This is a genomic window from Streptomyces sp. NPDC060209 (assembly GCF_042728155.1).
Lineage (GTDB): Bacteria > Actinomycetota > Actinomycetes > Streptomycetales > Streptomycetaceae > Streptomyces.
This window is the reverse complement of record NZ_JBHWZS010000006.1, coordinates 41402-64845: the sequence shown is the minus strand read 5'-3', so window position 1 is coordinate 64845 and position 23444 is coordinate 41402. Positions and strand designations below refer to the sequence as shown.

22 protein-coding genes and 1 pseudogene are annotated in these 23444 nt (G+C 65.8%); 12 read left to right on the top strand and 11 right to left on the bottom strand.

The features are described from left to right. Positions 1-1439: 1439 nt before the first annotated feature. Positions 1440-1697, bottom strand: coding sequence for a hypothetical protein (locus tag ACFWFI_RS02520; RefSeq protein ID WP_387384566.1), 258 nt, complete (start codon positions 1695-1697; stop codon positions 1440-1442). 518 nt (positions 1698-2215) lie between these two features. On the opposite strand from ACFWFI_RS02520, the gene ACFWFI_RS02515 reads away from it, so the two are divergent. Genes ACFWFI_RS02515 through ACFWFI_RS02505 form a run of 3 tightly spaced genes read left to right on the top strand, consistent with a single transcriptional unit; the run spans position 2216 to position 6421 of the window. Next, positions 2216-5026, top strand: a complete 2811-nt coding sequence (locus ACFWFI_RS02515) for an AMP-binding protein (protein WP_387384601.1) — start codon at positions 2216-2218, stop codon at positions 5024-5026. 19 nt (positions 5027-5045) lie between these two features. After that, positions 5046-5984: an NAD-dependent epimerase/dehydratase family protein gene (locus ACFWFI_RS02510; RefSeq protein WP_387384564.1), complete on the top strand. Its 939-nt coding sequence runs from the start codon at positions 5046-5048 to the stop codon at positions 5982-5984. Further along, positions 5981-6421, top strand: a complete 441-nt coding sequence (locus ACFWFI_RS02505) for a nuclear transport factor 2 family protein (RefSeq protein WP_387384562.1) — start codon at positions 5981-5983, stop codon at positions 6419-6421. Before ACFWFI_RS02510 ends, ACFWFI_RS02505 begins: the two co-directional genes overlap by 4 nt. A 385-nt stretch (positions 6422-6806) precedes the next feature. Here ACFWFI_RS02505 and ACFWFI_RS02500 read toward each other — a convergent pair whose 3' ends face one another. Then, complete coding sequence (locus ACFWFI_RS02500; RefSeq protein ID WP_387384560.1) at positions 6807-7148, bottom strand: hypothetical protein; 342 nt, start codon at positions 7146-7148, stop codon at positions 6807-6809. 141 nt (positions 7149-7289) lie between these two features. On the opposite strand from ACFWFI_RS02500, the gene pheA reads away from it, so the two are divergent. Beyond that, positions 7290-8150 carry a prephenate dehydratase gene (pheA, locus tag ACFWFI_RS02495; protein WP_387384558.1) on the top strand — a complete coding sequence of 287 codons (861 nt, stop codon included), beginning with the start codon at positions 7290-7292 and terminating at the stop codon, positions 8148-8150. Next, positions 8147-8737 (top strand): malonic semialdehyde reductase, encoded by a 591-nt coding sequence (locus tag ACFWFI_RS02490; protein ID WP_387384556.1) that lies wholly within the window; start codon positions 8147-8149, stop codon positions 8735-8737. Before pheA ends, ACFWFI_RS02490 begins: the two co-directional genes overlap by 4 nt. A gap of 583 nt (positions 8738-9320) precedes the next feature. Here ACFWFI_RS02490 and ACFWFI_RS02485 read toward each other — a convergent pair. Next, on the bottom strand, positions 9321-10298 hold the full coding sequence (locus ACFWFI_RS02485) for a hypothetical protein (RefSeq protein WP_387384554.1): 978 nt from the start codon (positions 10296-10298) through the stop codon (positions 9321-9323). Positions 10299-10813: 515 nt separating this feature from the next. On the opposite strand from ACFWFI_RS02485, the pseudogene ACFWFI_RS02480 reads away from it, so the two are divergent. The 7 genes and pseudogenes from ACFWFI_RS02480 to ACFWFI_RS02450 form a co-directional block, all read left to right on the top strand. Further along, positions 10814-11044: pseudogene (locus tag ACFWFI_RS02480) on the top strand (hypothetical protein); the annotation flags it as partial. A 416-nt stretch (positions 11045-11460) separates the two neighbouring features. Further along, positions 11461-11721: a transposase gene (locus ACFWFI_RS02475; protein WP_387384552.1), complete on the top strand. Its 261-nt coding sequence runs from the start codon at positions 11461-11463 to the stop codon at positions 11719-11721. Positions 11722-11764: 43 nt separating this feature from the next. Further along, positions 11765-12151, top strand: coding sequence for a hypothetical protein (locus ACFWFI_RS02470; protein ID WP_387384550.1), 387 nt, complete (start codon positions 11765-11767; stop codon positions 12149-12151). A gap of 393 nt (positions 12152-12544) precedes the next feature. Next, positions 12545-13414 carry an IS5 family transposase gene (locus ACFWFI_RS02465; protein WP_387384548.1) on the top strand — a complete coding sequence of 290 codons (870 nt, stop codon included), beginning with the start codon at positions 12545-12547 and terminating at the stop codon, positions 13412-13414. Between the two features lie 73 nt (positions 13415-13487). Next, a complete protein-coding gene (locus ACFWFI_RS02460) occupies positions 13488-13817 on the top strand; it encodes a hypothetical protein (protein ID WP_387384546.1) in 330 nt (109 codons plus the stop codon). 229 nt (positions 13818-14046) lie between these two features. Further along, entirely contained in the window at positions 14047-14889 is an 843-nt protein-coding gene (locus tag ACFWFI_RS02455; RefSeq protein WP_387384544.1) for an IS5 family transposase, read from the top strand. 493 nt (positions 14890-15382) lie between these two features. Next, positions 15383-15739, top strand: coding sequence for a transposase (locus tag ACFWFI_RS02450; protein WP_387384542.1), 357 nt, complete (start codon positions 15383-15385; stop codon positions 15737-15739). Positions 15740-15832: 93 nt separating this feature from the next. Here ACFWFI_RS02450 and ACFWFI_RS02445 read toward each other — a convergent pair whose 3' ends face one another. From ACFWFI_RS02445 to ACFWFI_RS02410, 8 genes are all read right to left on the bottom strand, one after another. Then, complete coding sequence (locus ACFWFI_RS02445) at positions 15833-16069, bottom strand: hypothetical protein (protein ID WP_387384540.1); 237 nt, start codon at positions 16067-16069, stop codon at positions 15833-15835. Between the two features lie 433 nt (positions 16070-16502). Next, positions 16503-17225 carry a GntR family transcriptional regulator gene (locus tag ACFWFI_RS02440; protein WP_387384538.1) on the bottom strand — a complete coding sequence of 241 codons (723 nt, stop codon included), beginning with the start codon at positions 17223-17225 and terminating at the stop codon, positions 16503-16505. A gap of 66 nt (positions 17226-17291) precedes the next feature. Next, complete coding sequence (locus ACFWFI_RS02435) at positions 17292-17759, bottom strand: VOC family protein (RefSeq protein ID WP_387384536.1); 468 nt, start codon at positions 17757-17759, stop codon at positions 17292-17294. A gap of 49 nt (positions 17760-17808) precedes the next feature. Beyond that, entirely contained in the window at positions 17809-18210 is a 402-nt protein-coding gene (locus ACFWFI_RS02430) for a carboxymuconolactone decarboxylase family protein (RefSeq protein WP_387384534.1), read from the bottom strand. Further along, positions 18210-19034, bottom strand: a complete 825-nt coding sequence (locus ACFWFI_RS02425; protein WP_387384532.1) for an SDR family NAD(P)-dependent oxidoreductase — start codon at positions 19032-19034, stop codon at positions 18210-18212. Before ACFWFI_RS02425 ends, ACFWFI_RS02430 begins: the two co-directional genes overlap by 1 nt. 50 nt (positions 19035-19084) lie before the next feature. Next, positions 19085-19867 (bottom strand): N-acyl homoserine lactonase family protein, encoded by a 783-nt coding sequence (locus tag ACFWFI_RS02420; protein WP_387384530.1) that lies wholly within the window; start codon positions 19865-19867, stop codon positions 19085-19087. A gap of 75 nt (positions 19868-19942) precedes the next feature. Further along, positions 19943-21196 carry a dihydrolipoamide acetyltransferase family protein gene (locus tag ACFWFI_RS02415; RefSeq protein WP_387384528.1) on the bottom strand — a complete coding sequence of 418 codons (1254 nt, stop codon included), beginning with the start codon at positions 21194-21196 and terminating at the stop codon, positions 19943-19945. Further along, complete coding sequence (locus ACFWFI_RS02410; protein ID WP_387384526.1) at positions 21196-23385, bottom strand: alpha-ketoacid dehydrogenase subunit alpha/beta; 2190 nt, start codon at positions 23383-23385, stop codon at positions 21196-21198. Before ACFWFI_RS02410 ends, ACFWFI_RS02415 begins: the two co-directional genes overlap by 1 nt. Positions 23386-23444 lie beyond the last annotated feature (59 nt).

Below are 23444 nucleotides of genomic sequence, written 5' to 3'. Positions count from 1 at the left end.
AGGTCTTGGATACTCACCGAGCGCCAGGGCGAACGGCTGACGAGTGGCTCGATGCCGCGTCGGGCGGGACGACCTTCCCGGCCTCCACACCCTCGCCGCAGGCATCGACCGTGACCGCGATGCAGTCATCGCCGGTCTCACCCGGCCCTGGAGCTCCGGGGGGCGTCGAAGGACACGTCAACCGGAGAATTATGTGGAATCTGATCGGCACCGTGACGTCCGCGATCGACGGGAACAACAACTCCTCCAGCCGGAGCAAGATCTCATCACAGCCCCGAACCTTCCGCCCAGCCGCTGCTGTCACTGCTCGCCCGGAGGCAACCTCCCGCGACAACCGAGTTCAGCCGTCACTCACAGTGCACCAATCCACACAACCTGAGCCAGAGCCACTACTCGTGAATAAGCCACGGAGTCGATATTTGCCGTGCAAGGTCGAGCAGGTCGCGTCGCGCGGTGAAACGACCCGCCAACGGGCGCGGGTACTTTCACCGTCCAGTCATCGCGGCGGGGTGTGGCCGGGGGAGGGCAGCGGAAGGTCGGCCCTGAAGTGCGCAGTAGGCGAACGTGCCGTCGCTCGTCTGCTCGCGGAGCCGGGTGACCGTGGTGGTCAGCGCCTCGTGGTCGCCCAAGACGGCCTGGCGGAAGGCGATGGCACCGTTGAACGTTGTGTGGCGCGCAGATTCTCCGAGTCTCAGGATGCTGGTGGCCGAACCGTTCACAATCCATAATTGGATCTGCACGTTAGCAAGTATGGCCATAGTCGGTTGCCCCCGGACGTGCCGGAGCCGCCGATCTGGACGGAGGGATCCGCTTACAGGTGCTTGCGGGGTCGGTCCCAACACGAAGCCCTTGGGATCGGCGGTCGGCGGCTGCTCCCCAGCGCTCGCGGGGACGGTCTCCAGGTCCAGGCTGAATGCGCGCTCGGCTTGGATTGCTTCGAGCCCGCGGGGATGGTTCCAAGGCCAGGGCCATCGACGGCGTCCTCGACCGCTGCGATGGCCCCTGCGATCGGATACCGTCTGCGTCGTTGCCGTCTGCTTTCCGCCCCGCGGGGATGGTCTCGAGGTCCAGACCACAATTGGGGGAGTAGCGTCGCGGTGGTCATCTCCTAGTGGGTGGTGCTCCGCAAAAGCCCGGCCCTTCGGTCACGGATTTGTGCTCTGTTCGCCCTGCGCCAGGAATCCGCAACAGTCCAGGTACTCGGTCGCTGCTTGTGCTCTGCTGAGGCTGCCGATCGTGAAAAGATTCCTCTTCGGCGGCTTCAGCCTTAACGTGCGTGCAGTATCTCGATGCTCGTCGGAGTTTTTCCTGTTCTGGTCGCTGCTGATGCCGTGGTGTTCGGGATCAGTATGTGCCCGTCGGTGGGCCCGGGACGTCGCGCATAATTCCCGGGTCCCGCCGACGCCGTAGCCGGTTTCCCGGCCACGCCTGGAGAGCTGCTAGCCGCCGAGGGCCCCAGTGGCTGCTCCGACGATCGGAGACAGGGTGTCGTCGAGCATCTGCCCGTGAACCTTGAGGTTTCCGGCGGGATCGGTGAGCATGCTGGTCACCTCCCACGACGGGTCACTCAGGTGGTACATCTGGGTGTGGTGCCACAGTGCACCCACAGACTCGCCTACGGGACTGGTGAGGGTGGCTGCGGGCGTGGTCGAGTGGCCGGCGTGGGCGGAAGCCGTTCCGGCTCCGGCGATGCTCATGACCGCAACCGCGGCCACCAGCGTCCCAGCGAAGCGCACCCGCCGCCGGCGTCCGGTCACGCCTGATGCAGCGGCGGGATCCTGGCTCACTCGGTTCTTGTGGTGGTCAGCACTCATTAATTACCCCTTCGGTGCAGTGCGCCAAATCGGCTTGACGCTCTTGGGCTACGAGAGGAATCTCGCACGATGTCAACCCGACGTGGTTTCCTCGTCGTTGCTGAGACAAGAACAGTGACTCACCATCAAAGGGCATGAAAAATCAGGCTGATTTAACACTCGAGTGACTCATGGGAAATCGCTGAGCAACCGGGGGAACGTGTGATTCCGGTACGGCGCGGCAATTTCCTCGCTACTCGCTGGAAACCCTTCGGTCCGAGAATGTGGCGAAGCTGCGGGGAACTGGTGAAGTGGAGTTTGCGGGTTCGCGGCCGTTCTATACCTGCTCGCCCTGGGGTGGACCCGCCCGGCGTCGCACCGCCCGGGGCAGGTCTTCCCATGTACTCAGGAGAGGGACGATGATGACGATTCAGGAATCCGTGCCCACCACCTCCCGGACGGACTCGCGGTCCCGGCCGGTGGCCACGCACGTCGGCGACCTGCTGCTCCAGGCTGCCCAGCACTACCCGGACAAGGGACTGCAGTACTGCCTGACGGACAATGTGACGGACAGTCGGCTCCAGTCGTACCCCGAGCTGCTGGACGAGGCCCGCCGAATCCTGGCGGGACTGCGCGCCCGTGGCGCGGAAGCCGGCCGCAGGATCGCGCTGCTGCTGGAGCGGCCGGACGACTTCCTGCCCGCCTTCTGGGCCTGTCTGCTTGGGGGCATGACCGCCTGCCCGCTTGTTCCCATACGCAATGACCAGGAGAGGTGGAGCGCCCAGCTCGCGCACGTCAACGCCCTGTTGGAGGGGCCGCTGCTGGTCACCACGGCGCGCCTGCGTGACGAAATGCCCGAGGTTTTGGGCTTGGAGGCGGAGGTCCTCAAGGACCTCACCACCGATGCGGGCGATCTCGCGCCCAGGGATGTGACGTTTGGCGAGGTACGGCCCACGGACGTCGCCCTGCTGGTCCTCACTTCGGGATCCACGGGAAGTTCCAAGGCCGTGATGCTCACCCACGCCAACCTGCTGGCTTCCATGGCAGCCAAGGCAGAGATGCAGAGCCTCACCTCGGCGGACATCACGCTCAACTGGATCTCCTACGACCACGTCGCCGCCCTCCTCGAAGCGCATCTGCTGCCGCTGTCGGTCGGCGCGAACCAGCTCCAGACCACTCCGGACACGATCCTGGGTGACCCGGTGCGCTTCCTCCAGCTCATCGACGCGCACCGCGTGACGATGACCTTCACTCCCAACTTCCTGCTCGGCTTGATCAATCAGGCCCTGGAGCAGCTGCCCGGCGAACTGCCCCTGGACCTGTCCAGGCTGCGGCACATCGTCTCCGGCGGCGAGGCCAACCTGGTGACGACCGGCGTGGCTTTCCTGGACAACCTCGCCCCGTACGGACTCGATCGCGGCGTGCTGTGGCCGGCGTTCGGCATGACGGAGACCTGCGCGGGCAGCATCTACAACCGCGACTTCCCCGACATGGACCTCGACGCAGAGTTCGCGGCGGTCGGCCGCTCGGTGACAGGCCTGACCATCCGGACAGCCGAGGATGGTGGGGACCGGGTGCTGGCCGACGGCGAGGTCGGCGAAGTCCAGCTGACCGGCCCGATGGTCACCGGCGGCTACTTCAACAACGCGCAGGCCACCAAGAAAGCGTTCACTGCCGACGGCTGGTTCCGCACCGGCGACCTGGGGCGCCTCGTCGACGGTCGGCTCACCCTCGTCGGGCGCAGCAAAGACAGCGTCATCGTCAACGGCGTGAACTACTTCAGCCACGAGCTGGAGGCGTTCCTGGAGGACCTCGACGGGGTAGGCAAGTCCTACGTCGCGGCCTTCCCGATTCGCCCTGAGGGTAACGACACCGAGCAGCTGGCGGTGGCTTTCGCGACCACCCTCGACCCGGATGACGAGGCCGCCCTTCACCGCCTGCTGATCGCGGTGCGCAACAGCGTCGTCATGGCCTGGGGGTTCCGCCCGGCGCTGCTGCTGCCGCTGCCGTCAGATGCTTTCCCCAAGACCAGCCTGGGAAAGATCCAGCGTTCACTCATGCGCCAGCGCCTGGAGGCCGGCGACTACGCCGGGCACATGGCGGCCGTCGACGACCTGGTCACCCGCCACCTCGGCGGATACGTCGCTCCCGAGGGCAAGACCGAGCAGGCCCTGGCCGGGATCTACGCGGAGCTGTTCGACATGGCGCCCGAGACGGTCAGCGCCACGGCCAGCTTCTTCGACCTGGGCGGCACCTCGTTGGACATCCTGCGCATGAAGCGGCTGGTGGGCATCCAGCTCGGCGCCGTGGACCTGCCGGTCCTCGCCATCCTCACCGCGCCGAGCGTCCGCGAGCTGGCCAAGCGGATCGCGGTGGGCCAGGACACCGGCCCTGCCGTGTACGACCCGATCGTCCCTCTGCAGACCGGCGGCGAGAAGACGCCGCTGTTCTGCGTCCACCCGGGCGTCGGCGAAGTTCTGGTCTTCGTCAACCTGGCCAAGTACTTCGTACAGGAGCGGCCCTTCTACGCGCTGCGGGCGCGCGGCTTCAACTCCGGCGAGAAGCCCTTCGAGTCCTTCGACGAAATGGCCCGTACCTACGCTGCCGCCATCCGCGAAAAGCAGCCGCACGGACCGTACGCGCTGGCCGGCTACTCCTTCGGCTCGGCCGTGGCCTTCGAGATCGCCAAGATTCTGGAGGCCGAGGGCGAGCGGGTCGACTTCCTCGGCAGCTTCAACCTCCCGCCCCACATCAAATACCGCATGGACGAGCTCGACTACATCGAGACCGCCGTCAACCTGGCGATGTTCCTGGAGCTGGTCTCCAAACAACAGGCCGCCGAGCTGCCTGCCCAGCTGCGTCCGCTCACCAAGGACGAGCAGGTCAAGCACCTGATCGAGATTGCCCCGCCGGAGCGGCTGAGTGAACTGGACCTCGATCTACCCCGGTTCACGGCCTGGGCCGACCTCGCCGACGGTCTGACCGGACTTGGCCGCACATACCACCCGAGCGGCACCGTGCGCTCGATGAGCGTCTTTTACGCGATCCCGCTGCGTGGAACCAAGGAGGACTGGCTCAACAACGAGCTGCGCCGCTGGCAGGAGCACACCCGCGAGGAGAACCGCTACCTCGACGTGCCTGGCGAGCACTACACGCTCATGGGTCCCAAGCACGTCGCCACTTTCCAGACCATCCTCCGGGCCGAGATCGACCGGGCCCTGAACGGCAAATGAGCACAGGAGAGAACCCCCCTTGACACATGGCAAGAAGATTCTGATCACCGGTGGCACCGGTCAGGCGGCCCGCCCGGTCGCCGAGGCCCTCGCCGCAGACAACGAGGTCTGGTGCCTCGGCCGCTTCGCCACCCCCGGTGTCGAGGACGAGCTGCGCGCCCAGGGCATCACGACGTACCACTGGGACATGGGCCAGGACACCCTGGACTCGCTGCCCGACGATTTCACCCACGTCATGCACTCCGCGGTGCACCGGGGCTACGACGGGGACTTCGACACCGCCATTGAGGTCAACTCAGTTGCGGTCGGACGGCTCATGACACACTGCCGCAAGGCGGAGGCCTTCCTGCACGTGTCGACCGGTGCCTTCTACAAGCGCCAGACACTCGACCACCAGTACACGGAGAGCGATCCGCTGGACGGCGTGGCCGAATGGCTGCCGACGTACCCCGTATGCAAGATCGCGGCAGAGGGCACCGCTCGCGCCTACGCCCGTACGCTAGGCCTGCCCACCACCATCGCGCGCCTCAACATCTCCTACGGACCGGCCTCCTACGGCGGCGTGCCCGTCATGTACTTCAAGAAGATGCTGGCCGGCGAGCCCATCCCGATCCCGCTCGAAGGCCAGAACTGGGCATCGCTGATCCACACGGACGACCTCGTGCACCAAGTCCCCCTGCTGTGGGACATCGCAAGCACGCCGGCGACAGTCGTCAACTGGGGAGGTGACGAGCCGGTCGGCATGACCGACTGCGCCGAGTACATGTCTGCGATCACGGGCGTCGAAGCAAAGCTCGAGAAGAGCGGCGTCACCCGTGAGACGTACGCCTTCGACAGCACTAAGCGGCGGTCGCTGATCGGCGACTGCACAGTCGAGTGGCACGACGGCATCAGCCGCACACTGCGGGCGCACTTCCCCGACATCCCCCTGAAGGACCCGAAGAAGGTTTCCGCGTGAGCGCCACCGACGTGGAGAAGCGGATACGGGCCGCGTACGAAGCCTTCCACCGCCGGGACGTCAACGCCATCTTGACCTGCTTCGACCCCGGGATCGTCTGGGTGCACCCCGATGGCATGCGCGAGGTGGGCCTGGGCGGGCCCAAGCACGGGCACGACGGCATGCGGGAATTCCTCGCTCGAGTTCCCGGTGTGCTGGGCGGCATGATTCTGGACCCGCGCGAATTCCTGGTCGACGGCGACCGGGTGATGGTGCTCGGGGACCGGGAAGTCACCTCCCGCGACGGGCGGAAAGCGACCTTGCGGTTCGTCCACTCCTGGACGCTCGGCAAGGACGGCCTGGCCGTGCACTTCGAGGACTACTTCGACACCGTCGAGATGTTCCGCCTGATCGACCCAGGCTCGGTCCGCGTCCCGCAGACCGAAGCCGGCGCGTGAGCCGCGGCGACTCACGGTGCACGCACAAGCCTTCAAGGAGCAGGAAGCGCTGAAGACCCTCGCAAATTTCGACTCGACCTCCATCCCAGCGCGCCGACCTGAGAGGAAACGCCCGAGGACGCCACCGCACCTCCCGTCACGCGACGTGCACACGCCTCCCGGACCTGCCAAGCGTGGCGAGCCCGGCCCACCCCAGTACCCCGCAATGCTCCCGGGTCCACCGAACACGATCGGCGCGACACCACCCACCGCTGCCAGGACCGCGACCAATTCACCACAGGCGCCGACGTTCTGCGCCTTTCCCTTGGCTCATCAGAGCTCGGCATCCCGCCGGGGAACGTGCCCATCGACCCTACGTGCTCCGAAAGCCATGGTCCCCATGGCCCTACGTGCCCGAAATCCTCGGCGTCGACTGCTCGCTCGCCACGCCGAGAGCCCGGTGGGAGTCGCGGTCGCCCGGGGCCGGCAGATCGGCATCGAGGCGCGGGACATCGTCGAGCAGGACCAGGTCGACGACCTCGCGGCCGACGCCCTCACCCAGCGGGAACGGGCCTCGCTCCTCCACGGCCCGCGCCGCAGCCGGCCACACGTCCTGGCCCGGCTGTGGACCGCCAACGAGGCCGTGCAGACCATCATCGAGGAAGTCGTAAGCGCCCAGCGAGCGGTAACCGACAGCGGCGATGTCGCAGCCGAGCGCCGACGCCGGACGACGCCACCGAGTACGCATGGAGCTCAGCACAGTGGGACGGCGCGGGCGAGCGGTCCACCACGCTGTTCGACCCGCGGAAGGCAAACGCCGTAACCGGAGCCTAGCGCGCTCCCTGAATGGACCTGTTGGAACTACCAACACCAAGGAGGCTCCGTCCCGATGCCCACCGCCTATCTGGGCCCGTCCGGTTCGTTCACCGAAAGCGCACTCGCCAGCCTGCAAGTAGGCTCCGGCGAGGCCGTACCGTACCCGAGCGTCCGCCAGGCGCTCGACGCCGTCCGCCGCGGGGCGGCGGATGCCGCAGTCGTGCCCTGGGAGAACTCGGTCGAGGGGGCCGTCACCGACTCTGTTGACGCACTCGCACACGGCGGGGGCCTACGCATCACCGGCGAGACACAGCTCTACGTCCAGTTCGCGCTCGCCGTATCGCCGGGCGGCTCCCTCGCCTCGGTACGCCAGGTGCTCACGCATCCGCACGCCCACGCCCAGTGCCGCGCCTGGACCGACACCCACCTCCCAGGCGCCGATCTCGTTGCTACCTCCTCGACTGCGCAGGCCGCCCGCGAGGTGGGAGAGTCACGCACTCCCGGTACTGCCGCCATCGCTTCGCCGAAGACGCTCACGGCATACGGACTTCATGTCGTCGCGCAGGGCATAGGGGCCCGGCCGGATGCGGTGACCCGATTCGTGAAGGCCGCCCCACGCGATACGAAGTCCTTGCCGACGGGCGCGGACCGCAGCACCCTGCTCGTGCCGCTGGTGGGCAAGGTGATCGACCTCCACGACGTACTCCATGAGTTCGTCCGCACATCCGTGCCGTTGACATCAGTGCTCTCCAGGCCCAGCGGCGCCGGCTTCGGCGACTACTCCTACATCCTCGAATTCGAGGGCCATATAGACGAGCCCCCCGTTAAATCAGTCGTCGCGGCCCTACGCCGACGCAACGGCCGAATCGTCTTTCTCGGCAGCTACCCGCGCGCCACACCGAACAGTTCTCCTACACGAGGTGAATCGCTATGACTCCCATACTCGCCACCGACGCGCAGGACCTTCTCTTCAAGAAGGCCCACACCGCACACACATACACCGACGAGCCGGTGACCGACGAGCAGGTCACCGCCATCCACGAGCTGATCAGGAACGCTCCGACCTCGCTCAACAGCCAGCCACTGCGCGCCGTCCTGATCCGCAGCGACGAAGCACGCGCACGACTCGTCGAGCGGATGGCACACGGCAACCAATCCAAGGTGCGCCAGGCTCCACTCGTCGTTGTCCTCGCCGCCGACCTCGAATTCCACGAAAAGCTGTCCGAAGTCGCACCGCACGTACCGAACGCCCGTGACTTGTTCGCCGACGAGACCATGCGGCACGACACCGCCGTGGTCAACGCCTCCCTCCAAATCGCCTACTTCTTCGTGGGAGTACGGGCCGCCGGCCTCGCCGTGGGCCCCATGGCGGGTTTCGACGCCAAGGCCGTCACCGAGGAGTTCTTCCCCGGCGGCCGACACCGCGCCCTGGTCGTGGCGAATGTCGGCTACCCGGGCCCGGACGCCTTTCGGCCCCGCGCACCCCGCCTGGCGTACGACGAGGTGTTCAGGAGCGTCTGACAAAACATCTGTCGCACTGGAGTTGGCGTCCTTGGACTGGGCTTCGTGTGTCTGTGGGGATGCATGGTCCCAAAGCCTGCTACCCGGAAGGGGCGCGCTACACCTGCTCCCCGTGCCGGCTGCGTTGGCCCCGATTGGGCGGAGTGCGCGGGCATCGAAAGTACCTGCCTTCTTCCCTCCTTGAGAGGGGAGGAGGGGCCGTTGCCGTAAGCGTCACTGGGCGGCTTCCTCGAACTCGACGGTGGCGTCGGTGCAGTTCTTGGCGAGGTTGACTTGTCGGCGGTGAACTTCCAACGCAGTTTGGCTGCCGTCCAGTCTGTAGGCGCTCTTCGCCGGGGGAAGCCGCTGAGCGGGGTTCTTGCCGACCTTGGAGCGGTTCGACTTCGCAGTGACGGCGACCAGAGACGGTTCGGACCCGAGGTCGTTGGCGTATGCCTGGCGCCGCTCAAGCAGGTGGGCTTCGTCTGCTGGAGTTGAGCGTTCCGCATTCGTGCCATCCGTTCCAAGACCTCAGGATCGGTCGGACGGTGCAGGTTGAAGCACTCCCAGCAGAAGCGGCGATCTTCTCGGGCTCAGGGTTACCCTAGGAGACATCTTCATCACTCGGCAGCAGGACTGGCTTATACTCATGGGCGACATCGGCAATGACGCCAGAGAGGCTGTATTTGACGCCGATTTTGAAGGGCCAGCGATTGATAATTCGCTCCTTTTCGGTTCGCAGGACAGAAACTCGCTCACTCAGTACGTAAATCTGAACAAGGACCCAACGGGCCTTATCCATAAGAACCACAGCCTCATCGCAATCGAACGTAGCGGCTGTAGCTACCTCCCTGAGTTCACCAGAACCTGCCCCTCGCTGCCGCATTTCCTCTTCAAGAATTTCCTTCTGTTGATCCAGGCGTCGAATGGACTGGCGTAGATTCTCATCTGCACTAGCCCCTCTGATCGGAATCCACCAGGTGTCTGTCAGCCAGCGAACGGCGGCCATCAATTCCCTTGCGCCGGTAGCAAGTCCCGCGTCGTAGCTAACCGCTACCACCTCGGGAACCCTGCTCATCGCAATCGCTTCTGCCTTTCGGGCGAGAATTTCCAGGCGGCAGTGACGTAGCGGTTCGATTGAACGCTGCAGGCGCTCCAGCTGAGCATGAACCTTCTCGGGATCAGTTTCAACCACGTCTTCCACTTGTCCCATCCAGGTAGGCCTAAGGCCGGGAGTATAGGCACGAAGGAGGCCAAGTTCCTCAATTTCACCCCCCAGTGCCTGCACTTCTCCCAGGATCCCACCCCGTCCTGCCGCAGAAGATGGGAACGACTCTTGCCAGAGCGTTAGAAGGTCATCGAGAAGCTCCATGCTGAGGAGTTGCCAGATTGGATGGAGTCTTCGCGCCTCGTACGCGGCCAACATCGGCGCCAAAACAGCAGCTGCCGCACAGAACCCCGTTACGCTGGCAAGAATATTGACCACATAGTCTATTCCGCCGACCGGGATTCCCACAGCCGCACTGCCGATGCCCACAACACCCAAGGAAACCAACAGCCTGCGGGGCAATAGCGTGTTCACGGCATCAGAATCTCACACCCAAGTCCTGCCGGACGAGCAACCGAACACGTGGCGTACCCAGTTTTCCCCGTCGAAGAGCCATTTTGAGTCCAACCAACGGAAACAACAACACTCACCGCATACAGAAAAAACGAATGGTAGATCAAGATGACGTCAGCCCACGTCAGCAGCGAGTGGGGATCCGGCTCCGGCGGCGAGCCGGCGTGCGGCCAGCTACTCAATGGCGTCGTCGTCGACCTTGTGAGGGAGAGTGGCGGAAGCACAGAAGGTGAGGGATGGGGGTCACTGGGGCTCTTGGGGCGAGTGGTTAGGGATCCACCGCCAGGGCTCGGGGCCAACCGGAACCTGGCTGGCTTCGTTCACTTCCAGCGACAGCGTTTGTCGAGCTGTTTGAGCAGCAGTGAGTGCCCAGCCTCGCCACGAATGTTCACGAGAATTGGTTGTGCTCACTTTCCGTGAATCACCACGCGGAGTGACGTTTGTCGTCGGGTGGGGCCTCGGGAAGCTGCCTGAAAATGACTCGTCCCCAGTGTGGCGTGGCTGAAAGTTCGGCCCGTGATAGAAGTCGCGCTCCGGTTGGAGGAGTTACTGTTCCCGTCGATAGTCGGCGTCCTGTGGACCTGCTGCCCGACCGGGAGGCTTCCAGTCTGGCCGCTTGGCTCGCGAAGCGGCCCGGGGTAGAGGTCGTATGCCGCGACCGGGCACCGTTCTTCGCCGAAGGCGCCACCGCCGGGGCGCCCCAGGCGGTGGAGGTCGCTAACAGGTGGCACCTCTGGCACAACCTGAGCGAGGTCGCCGAGCGTTGTGTCGCAAACCACTGCGGATGCCTGCAGGTCCTGGCGCCGGATTCAACCCAGTCCGTCGCCCAGCCGGAGAAGTTCGAAGACCCGGCCGACTCGCCCTGGCCGACCGAACATCGTTTCGCCGACCGCACCCGCGCCAAGCACGCGACCGTCCACGAACTGTTGGCGGCTGGGCTCAGCAGGAGGGCGATCGGCCGCCAGCTCCGCATGACCTCGCGCACCGTCAAGCTCTTCGCTGACGCAGCCGCCCCGGAGGACCTCTTCCATGGGCAGTGGCAGGGTCGGCCGTCCAAGCTGGACGCGTTCAAGCCCTACCTGGATGACCGCTGGAACCAGGGCTGCACCAACGCCTGGAAGTTGTGGGAGAGCTTGTGCCGCTCGGCTATCAGGGCAGCTACCAGCGGGTTCGCGCCTCCCTCCGGCGTGACGACCTCGCCAGCCTCCACACCCTCGCCGCAGGCATCGAGCGTGACCGCGACGCCGTCATCGCCGGGCTCACCCTGCCCTGGAGCTCAGGCGTCGTTGAAGGACACGTCAACCGGATCAAGATGCTTAAGCGCCAGATGTTCGGCCGAGTCGGCTTCGCTCTCCTGCGGAAGAGGGTTCTTTTGGCCAGCTGACCACAGCCACCCATAGGGTGACGGGGACGAGAGAAGATGCACCATGGATTGCCGCATACCCCGCCTGCGTCGCAAGCTGGCCGCGATCTCGTTCCAACCCCTGCGCAGCCATTCCTTCGGGGAAGAGCAACACGAGTTTCGGCTCGGTCCGAAGCTGGCGGCAGCACGCGTTGCTGCGTTTGAGGCCGAGCACGACATCGTCCTGCCCGACGCCTATCAGCAGTTCCTCACGCAAATCGGCGGCTCAGGCGCGGCGCCCTTCTACGGCCTCATGCCGCTGGAGCGGTGTTCCCTGCTGGTGATGAATCCGCGCGGAGAACCAGGGACACACCGCGCTTCGACGACGGCACAGGACCCAGGGCCCACGGACGCGATCTCTTCCTCCACATCATCGGGATGGGCTGCACTGACGTATGCGTCATCGCGGTGACCGGCCCCTCACTGGCCGCGTCCTGATGGGTAACAGCGACGGGTTTGGGGGCCCCAACGTTTCCTCCGCCACCGACTTCTTCGACTGGTACGAACGCTGGCTCAACCACATGAACGCCGGACGCGACAAACGGGCCCTGGAACTCACCTCGCCTCGACTTCGTGCCCATCCAGACGGTCATCGCATGGCCCCGAAGATCTGACTCTCCGTAATCACTCCACGGAATGTGAGCCAGAACCGCAGTTGCGAAGTCGCTTGTCGATGAATTTGGGAGGCGCCCCGTCCCCCAGATGGAAATTCCGGAGCAGTACCGCTGAATCACGGCTGCCTGGGGTCTAGGCCGTGTTTTAGAACTGGGGTCCGTGTCTCGCCTCGTGCCGTGATGATCTCGGTGTGGGGCGAGGGGATCTTTCAGATGGCCAGTGGGCGGTGCTGGGTCCGTTGTTGCCGGTCGCGGTGTTGGGCAGGCCGTCGCTCGGCCGGCGCCGGTTGATCGACGGGATTCGTTGGCGGGTGCGGACTGGTGCTCCGTGGCGGGATCTGCCACCCGAGTACGGTCCGTGGCAGACGGTCTATGGGCTCTTCCGGCGCTGGCAGCGCGATGGCGTCTGGTCGTCGGTCCTGACCGGGCTGCAGGCCCGGGCAGATGCCGCCGGTTTGATCACTTGGGAGGTGAACGTCGACTCCACGATCTGTCGGGCCCATCAGCACGCGGCCGGTGCCCGGCGGGACAGCCGAGCCCAGAAGGAACCGCCGGGCGGCAATCGGACCGAACCCGACGACCATGGCCTGGGCCGGTCCCGCGGTGGCTGGACGACGAAGATTCACCTTGCCTGCGAGCAAGGGCAGAGGCCGTTATCACTGCTGGTCACAGCCGGGCAGCGAGGAGACAGCCCGCAGTTCGAGGCAGTGCTGGAAGCCATCCGGGTTCCTCGCCTCGGACAGGGCCGGCCCCGGATTCGTCCGTTGCGGGTGCGGGGAGACAAGGCGTATTCGTCGCGCGCGAACCGTGCGTATCTGCGGCGGCGCGGGATCCTGTGCACGATCCCGGAGCCTGCCGATCAGGTCGGGAGCCGCAAGCGCCGGGGAACGTCTGGTGGACGACCTCCAGCCTTCGACCGCGAGGACTACAAGGCCCGGCATGCGGTCGAGTGCGGCATCAACCGGCTGAAGCGGAACCGGGCGGTGGCGACCCGGTTCGACAAGCTCGCGGTCCGCTTCGAGGCGACCGTCCTCATCGCCGCGATCAATGAATGGCTGTGACCTGACGGAAGTGTCAGCCCCACGTGTCATTCTGGCCGCGATCAGGTCAGCGGGCCGAGAGGAGACAGGGCCGATGGGGGCTGCGTACTACCGGGCCGAGAGTGAGAGCGGCGACCACATTGAGGACCCGTCCGAGGACGCGCTGTTCATGCTGATCGATGACCTCAACGACTCGGACAACACGTTCGTCGTCATCCAGCCCGACGAGGACGACCCGGCCTGGTTCACCTCCGTCGCGGTCCTGGACGAAGGCGGCTACGAAGTTGTCCGCCGCGACAGCACCTGTCGCGAACACGACGTTGTCACCGAGAGCAGCATCGATCGGATCGCTCGTAACCTCACGATCTGGATGGCCGCCCGCGACTTCCCCGGACGGCCCACCCAGCACACCAACAACTTCTAAAACACGGCCTAAAAGAGCGTTTTGTCCCGCCAGAGGTGTTTGTCTGCGGTTTAGGTGGCGGGCCGCTCCGGGACGGCTGAGGTAGCAGATATCCCTTTTGACTGGTGGGGCGGGTGACGGCTTTCAAGGGCTCCTTTCGATCCCTTCGCTCCCTTCGCTCCTGTCTGATCTCAACACGCCCCCAGTCGCACCCGTTTGCGCCCTGTGGCGACATGATGGGCATCGAAACATGTCTCGCCGACAGCGGCCGTATCCGAGTGACTTGTCCGACGCCCGTTGGGAACTCTTTGAGCCGACTCTGGCAGCCTGGCGTGCCGAACGCAGGGGGAAGGGCCTGGACATCGGCCGGCCGCCCGAACACGACCTGCGCCGGATCATGGACGCGATCCTCTACGTCGACCGGACCGGAATTCCCTGGCGCTATCTGCCGCACGACTTCGCCCCGTGGGAGACCGTCTACGGCTACTTCGCCGCCTGGCAGAAAGACGCAGTCTTCGACCATCTCAACGGCCTCCTCCGACGCCTCGTCCGCGAATCCGAAGGCCGCGCCGCCGAGCCAAGCGCCTGCGTGCTCGACGCCCAGAGCATCAAGACCTCAGCCAACGTGCCCGCAACAGGCCAGGGCATCGACGCGGGCAAGAAGATCGCAGGCCGCAAACGTCACATCGCCGTCGACACACTCGGCCTCCTCCTGGCCGTGCTGGTCACCGCCGCCAGCGTCTCCGACAATGTCGGCGGCATTCATGTGCTTTCAACCGTCTCCGCTGACCATCCGCGCATCACCAAGGCATGGGCCGACACCGGTTACCGAACCAAAGTCATCGACCACGGCGCCCACCTCGGCATTGATGTGCAAGTCACCCGCCGCGACCCTGGCCAGAAGGGCTTCAAGGTGATTCCGCGGCGCTGGGTCGTCGAGCGATCCTTCGGCTGGATCATGCACCACCGCCGCCTGGCCCGCGACTACGAGACCCACCCCCACCGCTCCGAAGCCATGATCAAGGTGGCGATGGTCGACCTCATGAGCCGTAGGCTCACCCGCGAATCGACCCCGAACTGGCGCGACGCGTGACCACCACGCGAGGCATGGTCACGAACTCGCTGACCCGTTCCGCAATTCGCTGAATCGCTGGCCCACCACATCGACGCACGCATGCAGATGCGGCGTTGGCGGACCGGCATGCTAACGCATCAGAGCAATGGCCTGCACGTTCCGCCCGGCCGAAACGAGGCCATCCACCTCCCGGCGGACCTCCACCGATAGTCGGTCCCACAGAGCGTTCTCCATACCTGCATTGAACCCCACTGGCCGCCCCACGAGCGACAGCTCGAACTGCCGCCTTACCAAAAACCCCTGACGGAACAAAACACTCTTTAAGCGTCGACTCCACGGTCTGTCGTGCTCATCAGCATGCTGCCGGGGCGCGCAAGCAGGGTGACCTGTAGAAGGAACCACCGGGCGGCGTGTTCGCCGAGCCCGGTGATCACGGGCTGGGACGCTCGCGCGGCGGGTTCACCGCCAAGCGGACCTGGCCGTCGAGCAGGGGCAGAAGCCCCTGTCCATCGTGGTCACCGCGGGACAGCGCGGGGAATCACCTCAGTTCGAGCCCGTGCTGGAGAAGCTCCGCATGCCCTGCATCGGGCCGAGCCGGCCGCGCGTCCGCCCTCATCGCGTGCGGGCTGACAAGGCGTACGCCTCTCGCAGGAACCGCGCCTACCTGCGCCGACGCGGGATCCGTTGCACCATCCCGGACAAGGCCGACCGGGCACGCAACCGTCGAAAGCTCGGCGCCCGTGGCGGTCGGCCGCCACGCTTCGATCCGGTCGACTACCGCGAACGCCATGCGGTCGAGTGCGGGATCAACCGCCTCAAAGGCACCGGGCGGTCGCCACCCGATTCGATAGCTCGCCGTCCGCTTTGAAGCCACCGTCCTTGTCGCCGCGATCGGAGAATTGCTGTAACAGACGGAGCTGCCGAAGCTGCCTGCTCGCGTCGGCCACACCCTCGCTGACGATCACAGCCAGCCGGCCCAGCCGAAAGTCACGAGGTAAGCGCGCTTGACTGCGACCCACCCGCGGCGACCGCCGCCGACAACCGCGATAAGGGCGACTGTGAACCAGAGCGCAACCTCTCCGCTAACGATCAGAGCCCATACGGTGCCGCCGATCGCAGCAAACAAGGTCACGATGAAGACCGTTGTGACGAGCCCGGCATGGGCACCGCCGACGCTCACACAAAACATCTCGCGCATGACGCGGTGGTCCTCTGCGAGAACCTTCTTCTACGTGTTCAGCTCTCGCCCTGGGCCGTCCCGCTTCCCCATACCCCGCTCCACGAGCCTCCCTCAACGCCCTGGCCAAGCCGAGTCCGGCAATCCCAATGACGCTCCAGCCCGGCACAACGTTGCCTCTCAGCGATTTTCGACACACGGCCTAATCCGCCTGCACCTCGGCCCAGCTCCGCGGCGTCCGCCTCCAGCGGCTTCGATCGCCGGGCACGATCGACCTCGATACGAAACAGGAGACGATTGAGACGTGCCCCCTCGACACCTGCAGCCCCACAGCAGACGGTCCACTCTGGGAGGCGATATGTTTCCACGCGAACGGTGTGCGGTGGAGGGGCATCCACCGCACACGCGGCGCGTAGCTGCGGTCGGCCGGGCTTCGGCAAGCGCGACTGGCGGCTCAGTAACCACCGCGCAGGTCGTCGGGGGAGAGAGATTCGAGCGCTCCCAGGGCTCCAATGATCAGTGATCGACTGAGGGCTCCCGCGAGCTGTACGTCGTGCTCCTGGTATGCCAGGACGAGGCGCTCATGGTCCCGGTAGGAGGCCGCCATCCGATCAGGCAGAGACATCGTCAGATGCCGCAGTCGCAGCACCTGAAGGCCGAGGCTGTTCAACACTCTCTTGGTGGTGAGGTTGCGCGCCACAGTGGTGGTGAAGTCGTGGAAGGCGACGTTCTGCCAGAAGAAGAGGTTGTTGTCACCGCGGTCGACTGCATCCTTGAGCGCGGCAAGGTGGCTCTCGATCTGGCTGAGGTCTTCCGGTCCCGCCCTGCGCGCGACCTCTTTGGCCAGCAGAGCGTGCAGTTCGGCCCGGAGATGGTAGATCTCGGCGACCTGATCGAGCGAACGGGACATCACTCGGGGGCGTTTGCGTGCCTGGATTTCCAGGAGGCCTTCACGCTCCAAGGCGAAGAGGGCCTCGCGCACCGGGGTGCGACTCGTATCGAAGCGCTTGGCCAGATCCAGTGAGTTAAGTGTCTGCCCCGGGCGGGCCCTGCCTTCGATGATGTCGAGTGCCAGGTTCAGGACGATCTGGCTGACCAGCGAGTCCGGTTCTTCAAGGTGCAACAGAGAGCTGAGCATTGCGCTGGGCCCGAACTGGACCGCCCTGTCGTCCGACATTCGATCAATCTACCGTTCTCCCTTCCGGCCGCCCGTGCCTTGATCCGACATGGGCGGCCGAAAGGGTCAGTTGGCCGTTCGACTTTCGAGGGGTTCCGACGGTCGCCGCTGCGTCGGTACTTCGATAATTTCGACGATGAGCGGGGACAGGGACGGGACTTCGTAGTACGCGAACCCCCCATCGCCGTCCGCACCGTAGCCAAAGCCGCTCTGGATCGGCTCGAAGCCGTCCGCAGCCATGGCGGCCACGGCAGCCATAATGTCATCCACATGGAATCCGAGGTGGTGCATCCCGTAGCCGCGCTCGGCGATCCAGTCCCCGTAGATGCTCGGGCCGCGCAGTGGCTCGATGAACTCGATCTGAGGCGCTTGGCCGGCGAGCGCGAGCCGCATCGCGAACGACCCCGGACTGCCGTGGTACGAAAGGCCGTCGATCTCCTCCGCGTCGTAGGTCACGACGTACCAGTCGTCCAGTCCGGTCGCCGCACGCCAGCCCTCGACGCCGGCGGTCAGGTCGTCCACCAGGATGCCCACCTGAGTCGGCGTCCTTCCCCGGAGGAAGCTGGGTACTGGGGTGCTCGGTTCAGCACTCATCGTTGTTCTCCTCGGCCAGGAGCGTGTCGAACACGCGCATCGCGTCGATCGCCGCGGGGAAGCCGCAGTAGGGGATGCCGTGAAGGATGGCCTCACGGATCTCCTCTTGCGTGCAGCCGTTATTGAGCGCCCCGCGCAGGTGCACCTTCAGCTCGGCTCCGCGGTTGAGGGTCATCAGCATGACGACCGTGAGCATGCTACGGGTCTGCCGAGGTAGGCCCGGCCGGGCCCAGATCGTCCCCCACCCGATCTCTGCGATCAGTCTCTGCAGGTCCGAGGGCTCAGCACCCGTGACGCTCCGCGATACGTGTGCGTCTCCAAGGACCTCGCGACGCAGGCCCATGCCGCGCTCGAATCGGTCGGTGCCCTCGTTGGGGGCCGTGGTGGTCATCAGGCGCCTCCGGCTCGGGTGGCGTGGCGGCGCTCGAAGTAGGTGGCGACGTCGTACCAACCCAGCAGCGAACCCCCGTCAACGTCGATGGCCGCCCCATTGATCATCGACGCGGCGGACGAGGACAGGAAGAGCACGGCGTCCGCCTGATCGTCCGTAGAGGTCAACCGGCCCATGGGCACGCTCCCCACACGCTCCCGCATCGTCTCTGGTGAAGCCGTGTTGAACTGCATGGGCGACAGAACCGGTCCGGGGCAGATCGCGTTGACATTGATGTTGTCCGGCGCGGCTTCGTACGCGAGGTGCCGGGTGAATGCGAGCAGGCCGGCCTTGCTGGCGGTGTAGTTGGCGGAGGCATTGAAGCTGATCCGCTTGGCCGCGACCGAGGCCACGTTGACGATCTTGCCGCCCCCGGCGGCGCGCAGCAGCGGCAGTGCCGCCTTGCAGGTGAGAAATGGGCCGGTCAGGTTGATGTCGACAACCCGGCGCCAGTCCTCCTCGGTGGTCTCCTCGATGATTTTGGTGGTGCTGACGCCCGCGTTGTTGACGAGGACGTGGAGGCCGCCGTGCTCCTGTTTCGCGAATTCCATCAGGGTCGAGACCTGAGCGGAGTCGGCGACGTTCACGGCGAACGCCGCCGCCTTGCCTCCCTTCTCGCAGATCTCGGCAGCAGCTTGCTGTGCGTCCGACTCGTTGAGATCGGCAACGACGACCGCGCCGCCTGCCGCTGCGAATCGTTCGGCGATCGTGCGGCCGATGCCGCGGGCGGCGCCGGTCACGACGACGGATTTTCCGGCGAAGTCGTAGGTCACAGGACGGTCCATGGTGGTGCTTCCGTTTCTGTCTCGGTGCGGATCGAGTCGTGCGGGGATGTCTAGGAGGCCAGCAACTCCACCGGAGCGAGGCTCCGTTCGGACCAGAAGTCGGGGTCGTGCCCGAAGATCACCTGGACACCGTCCTCCTGCAGGGCGGCGAACCAGTCGAGTGTGGCCATCACAGCATCGGGGTCCGCGACGATCCCCGGGAGCCTGCGCTGCTCCAGGGTCTCCCGGAGGTAACAGGCGTCGGCGGTGAGTACTGCGCGTCCGTGCTCGGTCGCGACCAGGAGGGACTGGTGGCCCGGAGTGTGGCCCGTTGTGGGGACGAGTTGCACGGTTCCGTCCCCGAACACGTCGTGAGCGCCGTCAAGCAGGGTCACCTTTTGGCCGACGTCGAAGTCCGCCTTCCGGTACGAGCCGGAGTCGGCAGGCGCGGCGTTGGCGGCCTCCCATTCGTGGCGTTGCACCAGGACCTCGGCCTGCGGGAACTGGGCGTTCCCCCCGCAATGGTCGTAGTGCAGATGCGAGTTGGCGATGAGAGAAATACTTTCGGGTGCCACTCCTGCCCCGGCCAGCTGATTGCTCAGCTCTTCGGCGGGGCTGAAATGGAACCGGCGCTTAGCCAGGGCCTTCTCATCCATGTACGACGAGAGGTCCGTGTTGGCCCTGTGGCTCAGTCCTGTGTCGAAGAGCATGTGCCGGCCCTGATGGGTGATCAGGTATGCGGGAACCGGCACGTTGATGTCGCCCTCGCCGCCCGCGATCAGAAATCCTCGCGGGACGGTCAGTCGGCCACAGACGAATGCGTGGACCTGCGGATATACAGCCGTTACGGACACGTCCTTGCCCTCCTTGGATGGTTGCTTCGGTTGCTTCGGTGGGGCGATCCGGCGGATCAGGCCCCTGCCGGGCCGTCAGACGAGAGCACTCAAGGGGTGCTCAAGGACGCGGACGAACTCCTGCATCCAGCGCCCGGCGAGAGCCCCGTCGATCACTCGGTGGTCAGCTGACAGCATGACGGTCATCATGCTGCCCACCTCGATGGCACCCTCTGCCACGACTGGCCGCTGCACGATCGTTCCTACCGCCAGGATCGCGGATTGCGGTGGGTTGATGATCGCGGAAAACTCGGTGACGCCGTACATGCCGAGGTTGGACACCGTGAAGGAGCCGCCCTCGATCTCGTGCTGTCGCAGTTTGCCCTCGCGGGCGCGCCCGGCGAGCTCGCGGGCCTGCAGGCTGACGCCGGTGATCGAGGTGTTCCCGACATCGCGGATCACGGGGGTGACGAGGCCATCGTCGACTGCCACCGCGAGGCCGATGTCGACGCCCGCCGGGCGCACAATGGCCTCGTCGGTCCACAGGGCATTCGCCTCGGGCACCTTGTCGAAGGCCGCCGCGACGGCCTTGAGGACGAAGTCATTGATCGACACCGGGATGTCCAGGTCCTTGACCGTGCGTCGCAGCTCCAGCAGTGCGTCCACTCGGCACTCGGCCTTGAGATAGAAGTGCGGCACAGTCGACTTGCTCTCGGTGAGCCTACGTGCGATGGCTCGCCGCATTGCCGAGGGTGTCTCGCGCGTGGCTCCCTCGGGAAGGGCGGGCGCAGTTCGGGCCGCCGGGGCCGGCGCGGGGACCGGGGCCTCCTGAACGGGCATCGTGGTCTGCGCGCGGGACGCCTCTTCCAGATAGCGGTCGATGTCCTTGCGGACGATTCGGCCGCCGGGCCCCGAGCCGGTCAGTGTGGACAGATCGATTTCATGCTCGCGCGCGAGCTTGCGCACCAGCGGGGTGGCGAAGCGTCGAGCGGTGTCGGCAGCGGTGGCTTCCTTCTCCGACTGTGTGGCGCTGACCAGGGTGTTGGCTTCGGCGGGCCGGTCCCGGGTGTCGTCGATGGCACCTGTCCCCGGCTCTGCGGGAGGTTCCTCTCCCGGGGCTCCGATCACAACGACCGGTGTGCCGACTGCCAGCGGCGCGCCGTCTTCGACGAGGATCTTCAGGACCGTGCCGGCTGTCTCCGCGGCCATCTCGACGACGGCCTTGTCCGTTTCGACCTCGGCCAGGGGATCCCCGACGGAGACCTCCTGTCCGGGAGTGACAAGCCAGGTCTGGATCGTCGCCTCGCTGGAACCGGTCATGATCTCCGGGAGGTGCACGATGGTTGCCATCAGACCTCTCCTCCCCGGCCGGCGCGAACGCGCTTGAGGCCTGCTGCTGTCTCCTCGACATCGGCATACGCAGCCCGCTCCAGCACCTTGGAAATGCTGGGCGAGGCTTCCGAACCCGTGACCCGGTCGACGGGGTGGTCGAGCCAGTCGAAGAACCTGCGCTGTATCTCGTCGGCGAGCCACCCGCCGTACGAGGTGCCCCGCGCACCCTGTTCGACGATCAGAACCGCGTTGGTGGAGCGCACGCTGGCCTCGATGGTGTCCCAGTCCAGCGACGCGGCGTCCAGCCAGCGCAGATCGATCACCTCGGCGTCGACACCCGTCTTTTCCACGGCCTGCAGGGTCACATCGACCATCGACAGGTAGGTGAGCACAGTGACCTCGGAACCTCGGCGCCGGACGGCAGCCTTGCCGACGGGCAGGTGGTAGCCCAAGTCGCCGGCCGGGACCTCGCCGCGGCGCCCGTACAGGTCTGTGTGCTCGATCATCAGGACGGGGTCGTCGAGGGTGAGGGCGGTGTTCATCAGCCCGATGTAGTCGGCCGGGGTGGAGGCCGCGGCAATCCGCCACCCCGGTGCGGTGGCGAACACACCTGCCGGGTCCATCAGATGCTGTGAGCCGTAGCCCGAGCCGATGGCAACCTTGGTGCGCAGTACGAGTGGGACCGGATTGGCGCCGCCGAACATGTGGCGGGCCTTGCCGATCTGGTTGAACACCTGGTCGGCGGCCACCCAGAGGAAGTCCGGGTACATGAACTCGACGATGGGCCGGTAGCGTCCGTCGAGCGCCATCCCACCGCCCAGTCCTGCGAAGGCGTTTTCGCTGATCGGTGTGCCAAGGACACGATCGGGGTGCGCGTCGTGCAGCCCCTTGGTCGCGCCGTTCGTACCGCCGCCAAGTCGGTGGATGTCTTCGCCCATGACGACCACGCGGCCGTCTTCGTCCATCCGGTGACCCACCACCGCAGCGACGGCCTGGACGAAGCGCATGGTCTCGGTCGGGCCGTCGTGCTCCACCGGGTCGAGGGTGGGGAGGCCGTCGAGTTCCTCGCCACCGCCCCGGACACCGACGTCAACGAACGAGGGGTCGGGCCACAGCTGCGGCCTGATCCGGAGGCTGCCGTCCTTCTCCGGATCGTTCTCGGTGAGTTCCGCCGCGACATCGCGCATCAAGGAAACCGCCTGCTCGCGGATGCTTTCCACCTCGGTCTGAGTGAGCAGGCTGCGCTTGAGGAGTCGCGTGGCGAGCAATTCGAGCGGGTCACGCGCGCGCCAGGAGACCTCCTCCTCCTTGCTGCGGTACCCGAAGGCGCTGCCGGGGTACGGGCCGTTCTGGTGGAAGAAGCGGTAGACCTCGGCTTCGATCACGACCGGGCCTCCGCCGGCACGCATGCGCTCGGCCGCGTCCGCCATCGTGAGGTGGACGGCGAGGGGGTCCATGCCGTCGACCCGATAGGACGGGATTCCGAATCCCGGTCCGCGGCCGGAGAGCCGGGGCTCGGCGGTCGCCTCTTCGACAGTGGTCGACACCGCGTAGCGGTTGTTCTCGATGAAGAAGCAGAGCGGCAGCTGCCAGGCGGCGGCGAGGTTCATGGTCTCCAGGACGGAGCCGATGTTGACCGCGCCGTCCCCGAAGTACGTCACGGTGATGTCGGAGGTACCTGCTTGGCGTTGCGCCCAGGCGTTGCCCGCGGCCAGGGGGACCCCGCCACCGACGATGGCATTGGTGCCGAGCGCACCGGCCTCGAACCACTGCAGGTGCATGGACCCACCGCGGCCGCGACAGTATCCCTGCGCCAGGCCGAGGATTTCGGAGAGCGTGCGGCGCACCACGTCGCGGACCGGCTCGCCGGCCAGGGCTGTCGGGTCCAGTACCCCGCCGGTGACATGGGTCAGGGCCTTCGCCAGGAATTGATGGTGTCCGCGGTGCGAGCCATTGACCGCGTCGGAGGACCGCAGCCCGAGGATGGAACCGACCGCGCCTCCTTCCTGACCAATGCTGGAGTGAGCCGGACCATGGACGAGGCCCTGCCCGGCAAGGTCGAGGACGGTCTCCTCGAAGGCTCGGATGAGGTTGAGCTGGCACAGCATTGTGGTCAGCAGTGCAGGATCTGCTGACCGCCAGTCGGCCTCGGTAGTGCTGGTCTCAAGCCACGGAGCTCCCGGCTCGATGCGTCGTGTTCGCGTCATGACTCCTCTTCGTCTCTGAAGGTGGTCGCATGCTCGGCCGATAGGCCGAACATAGATCA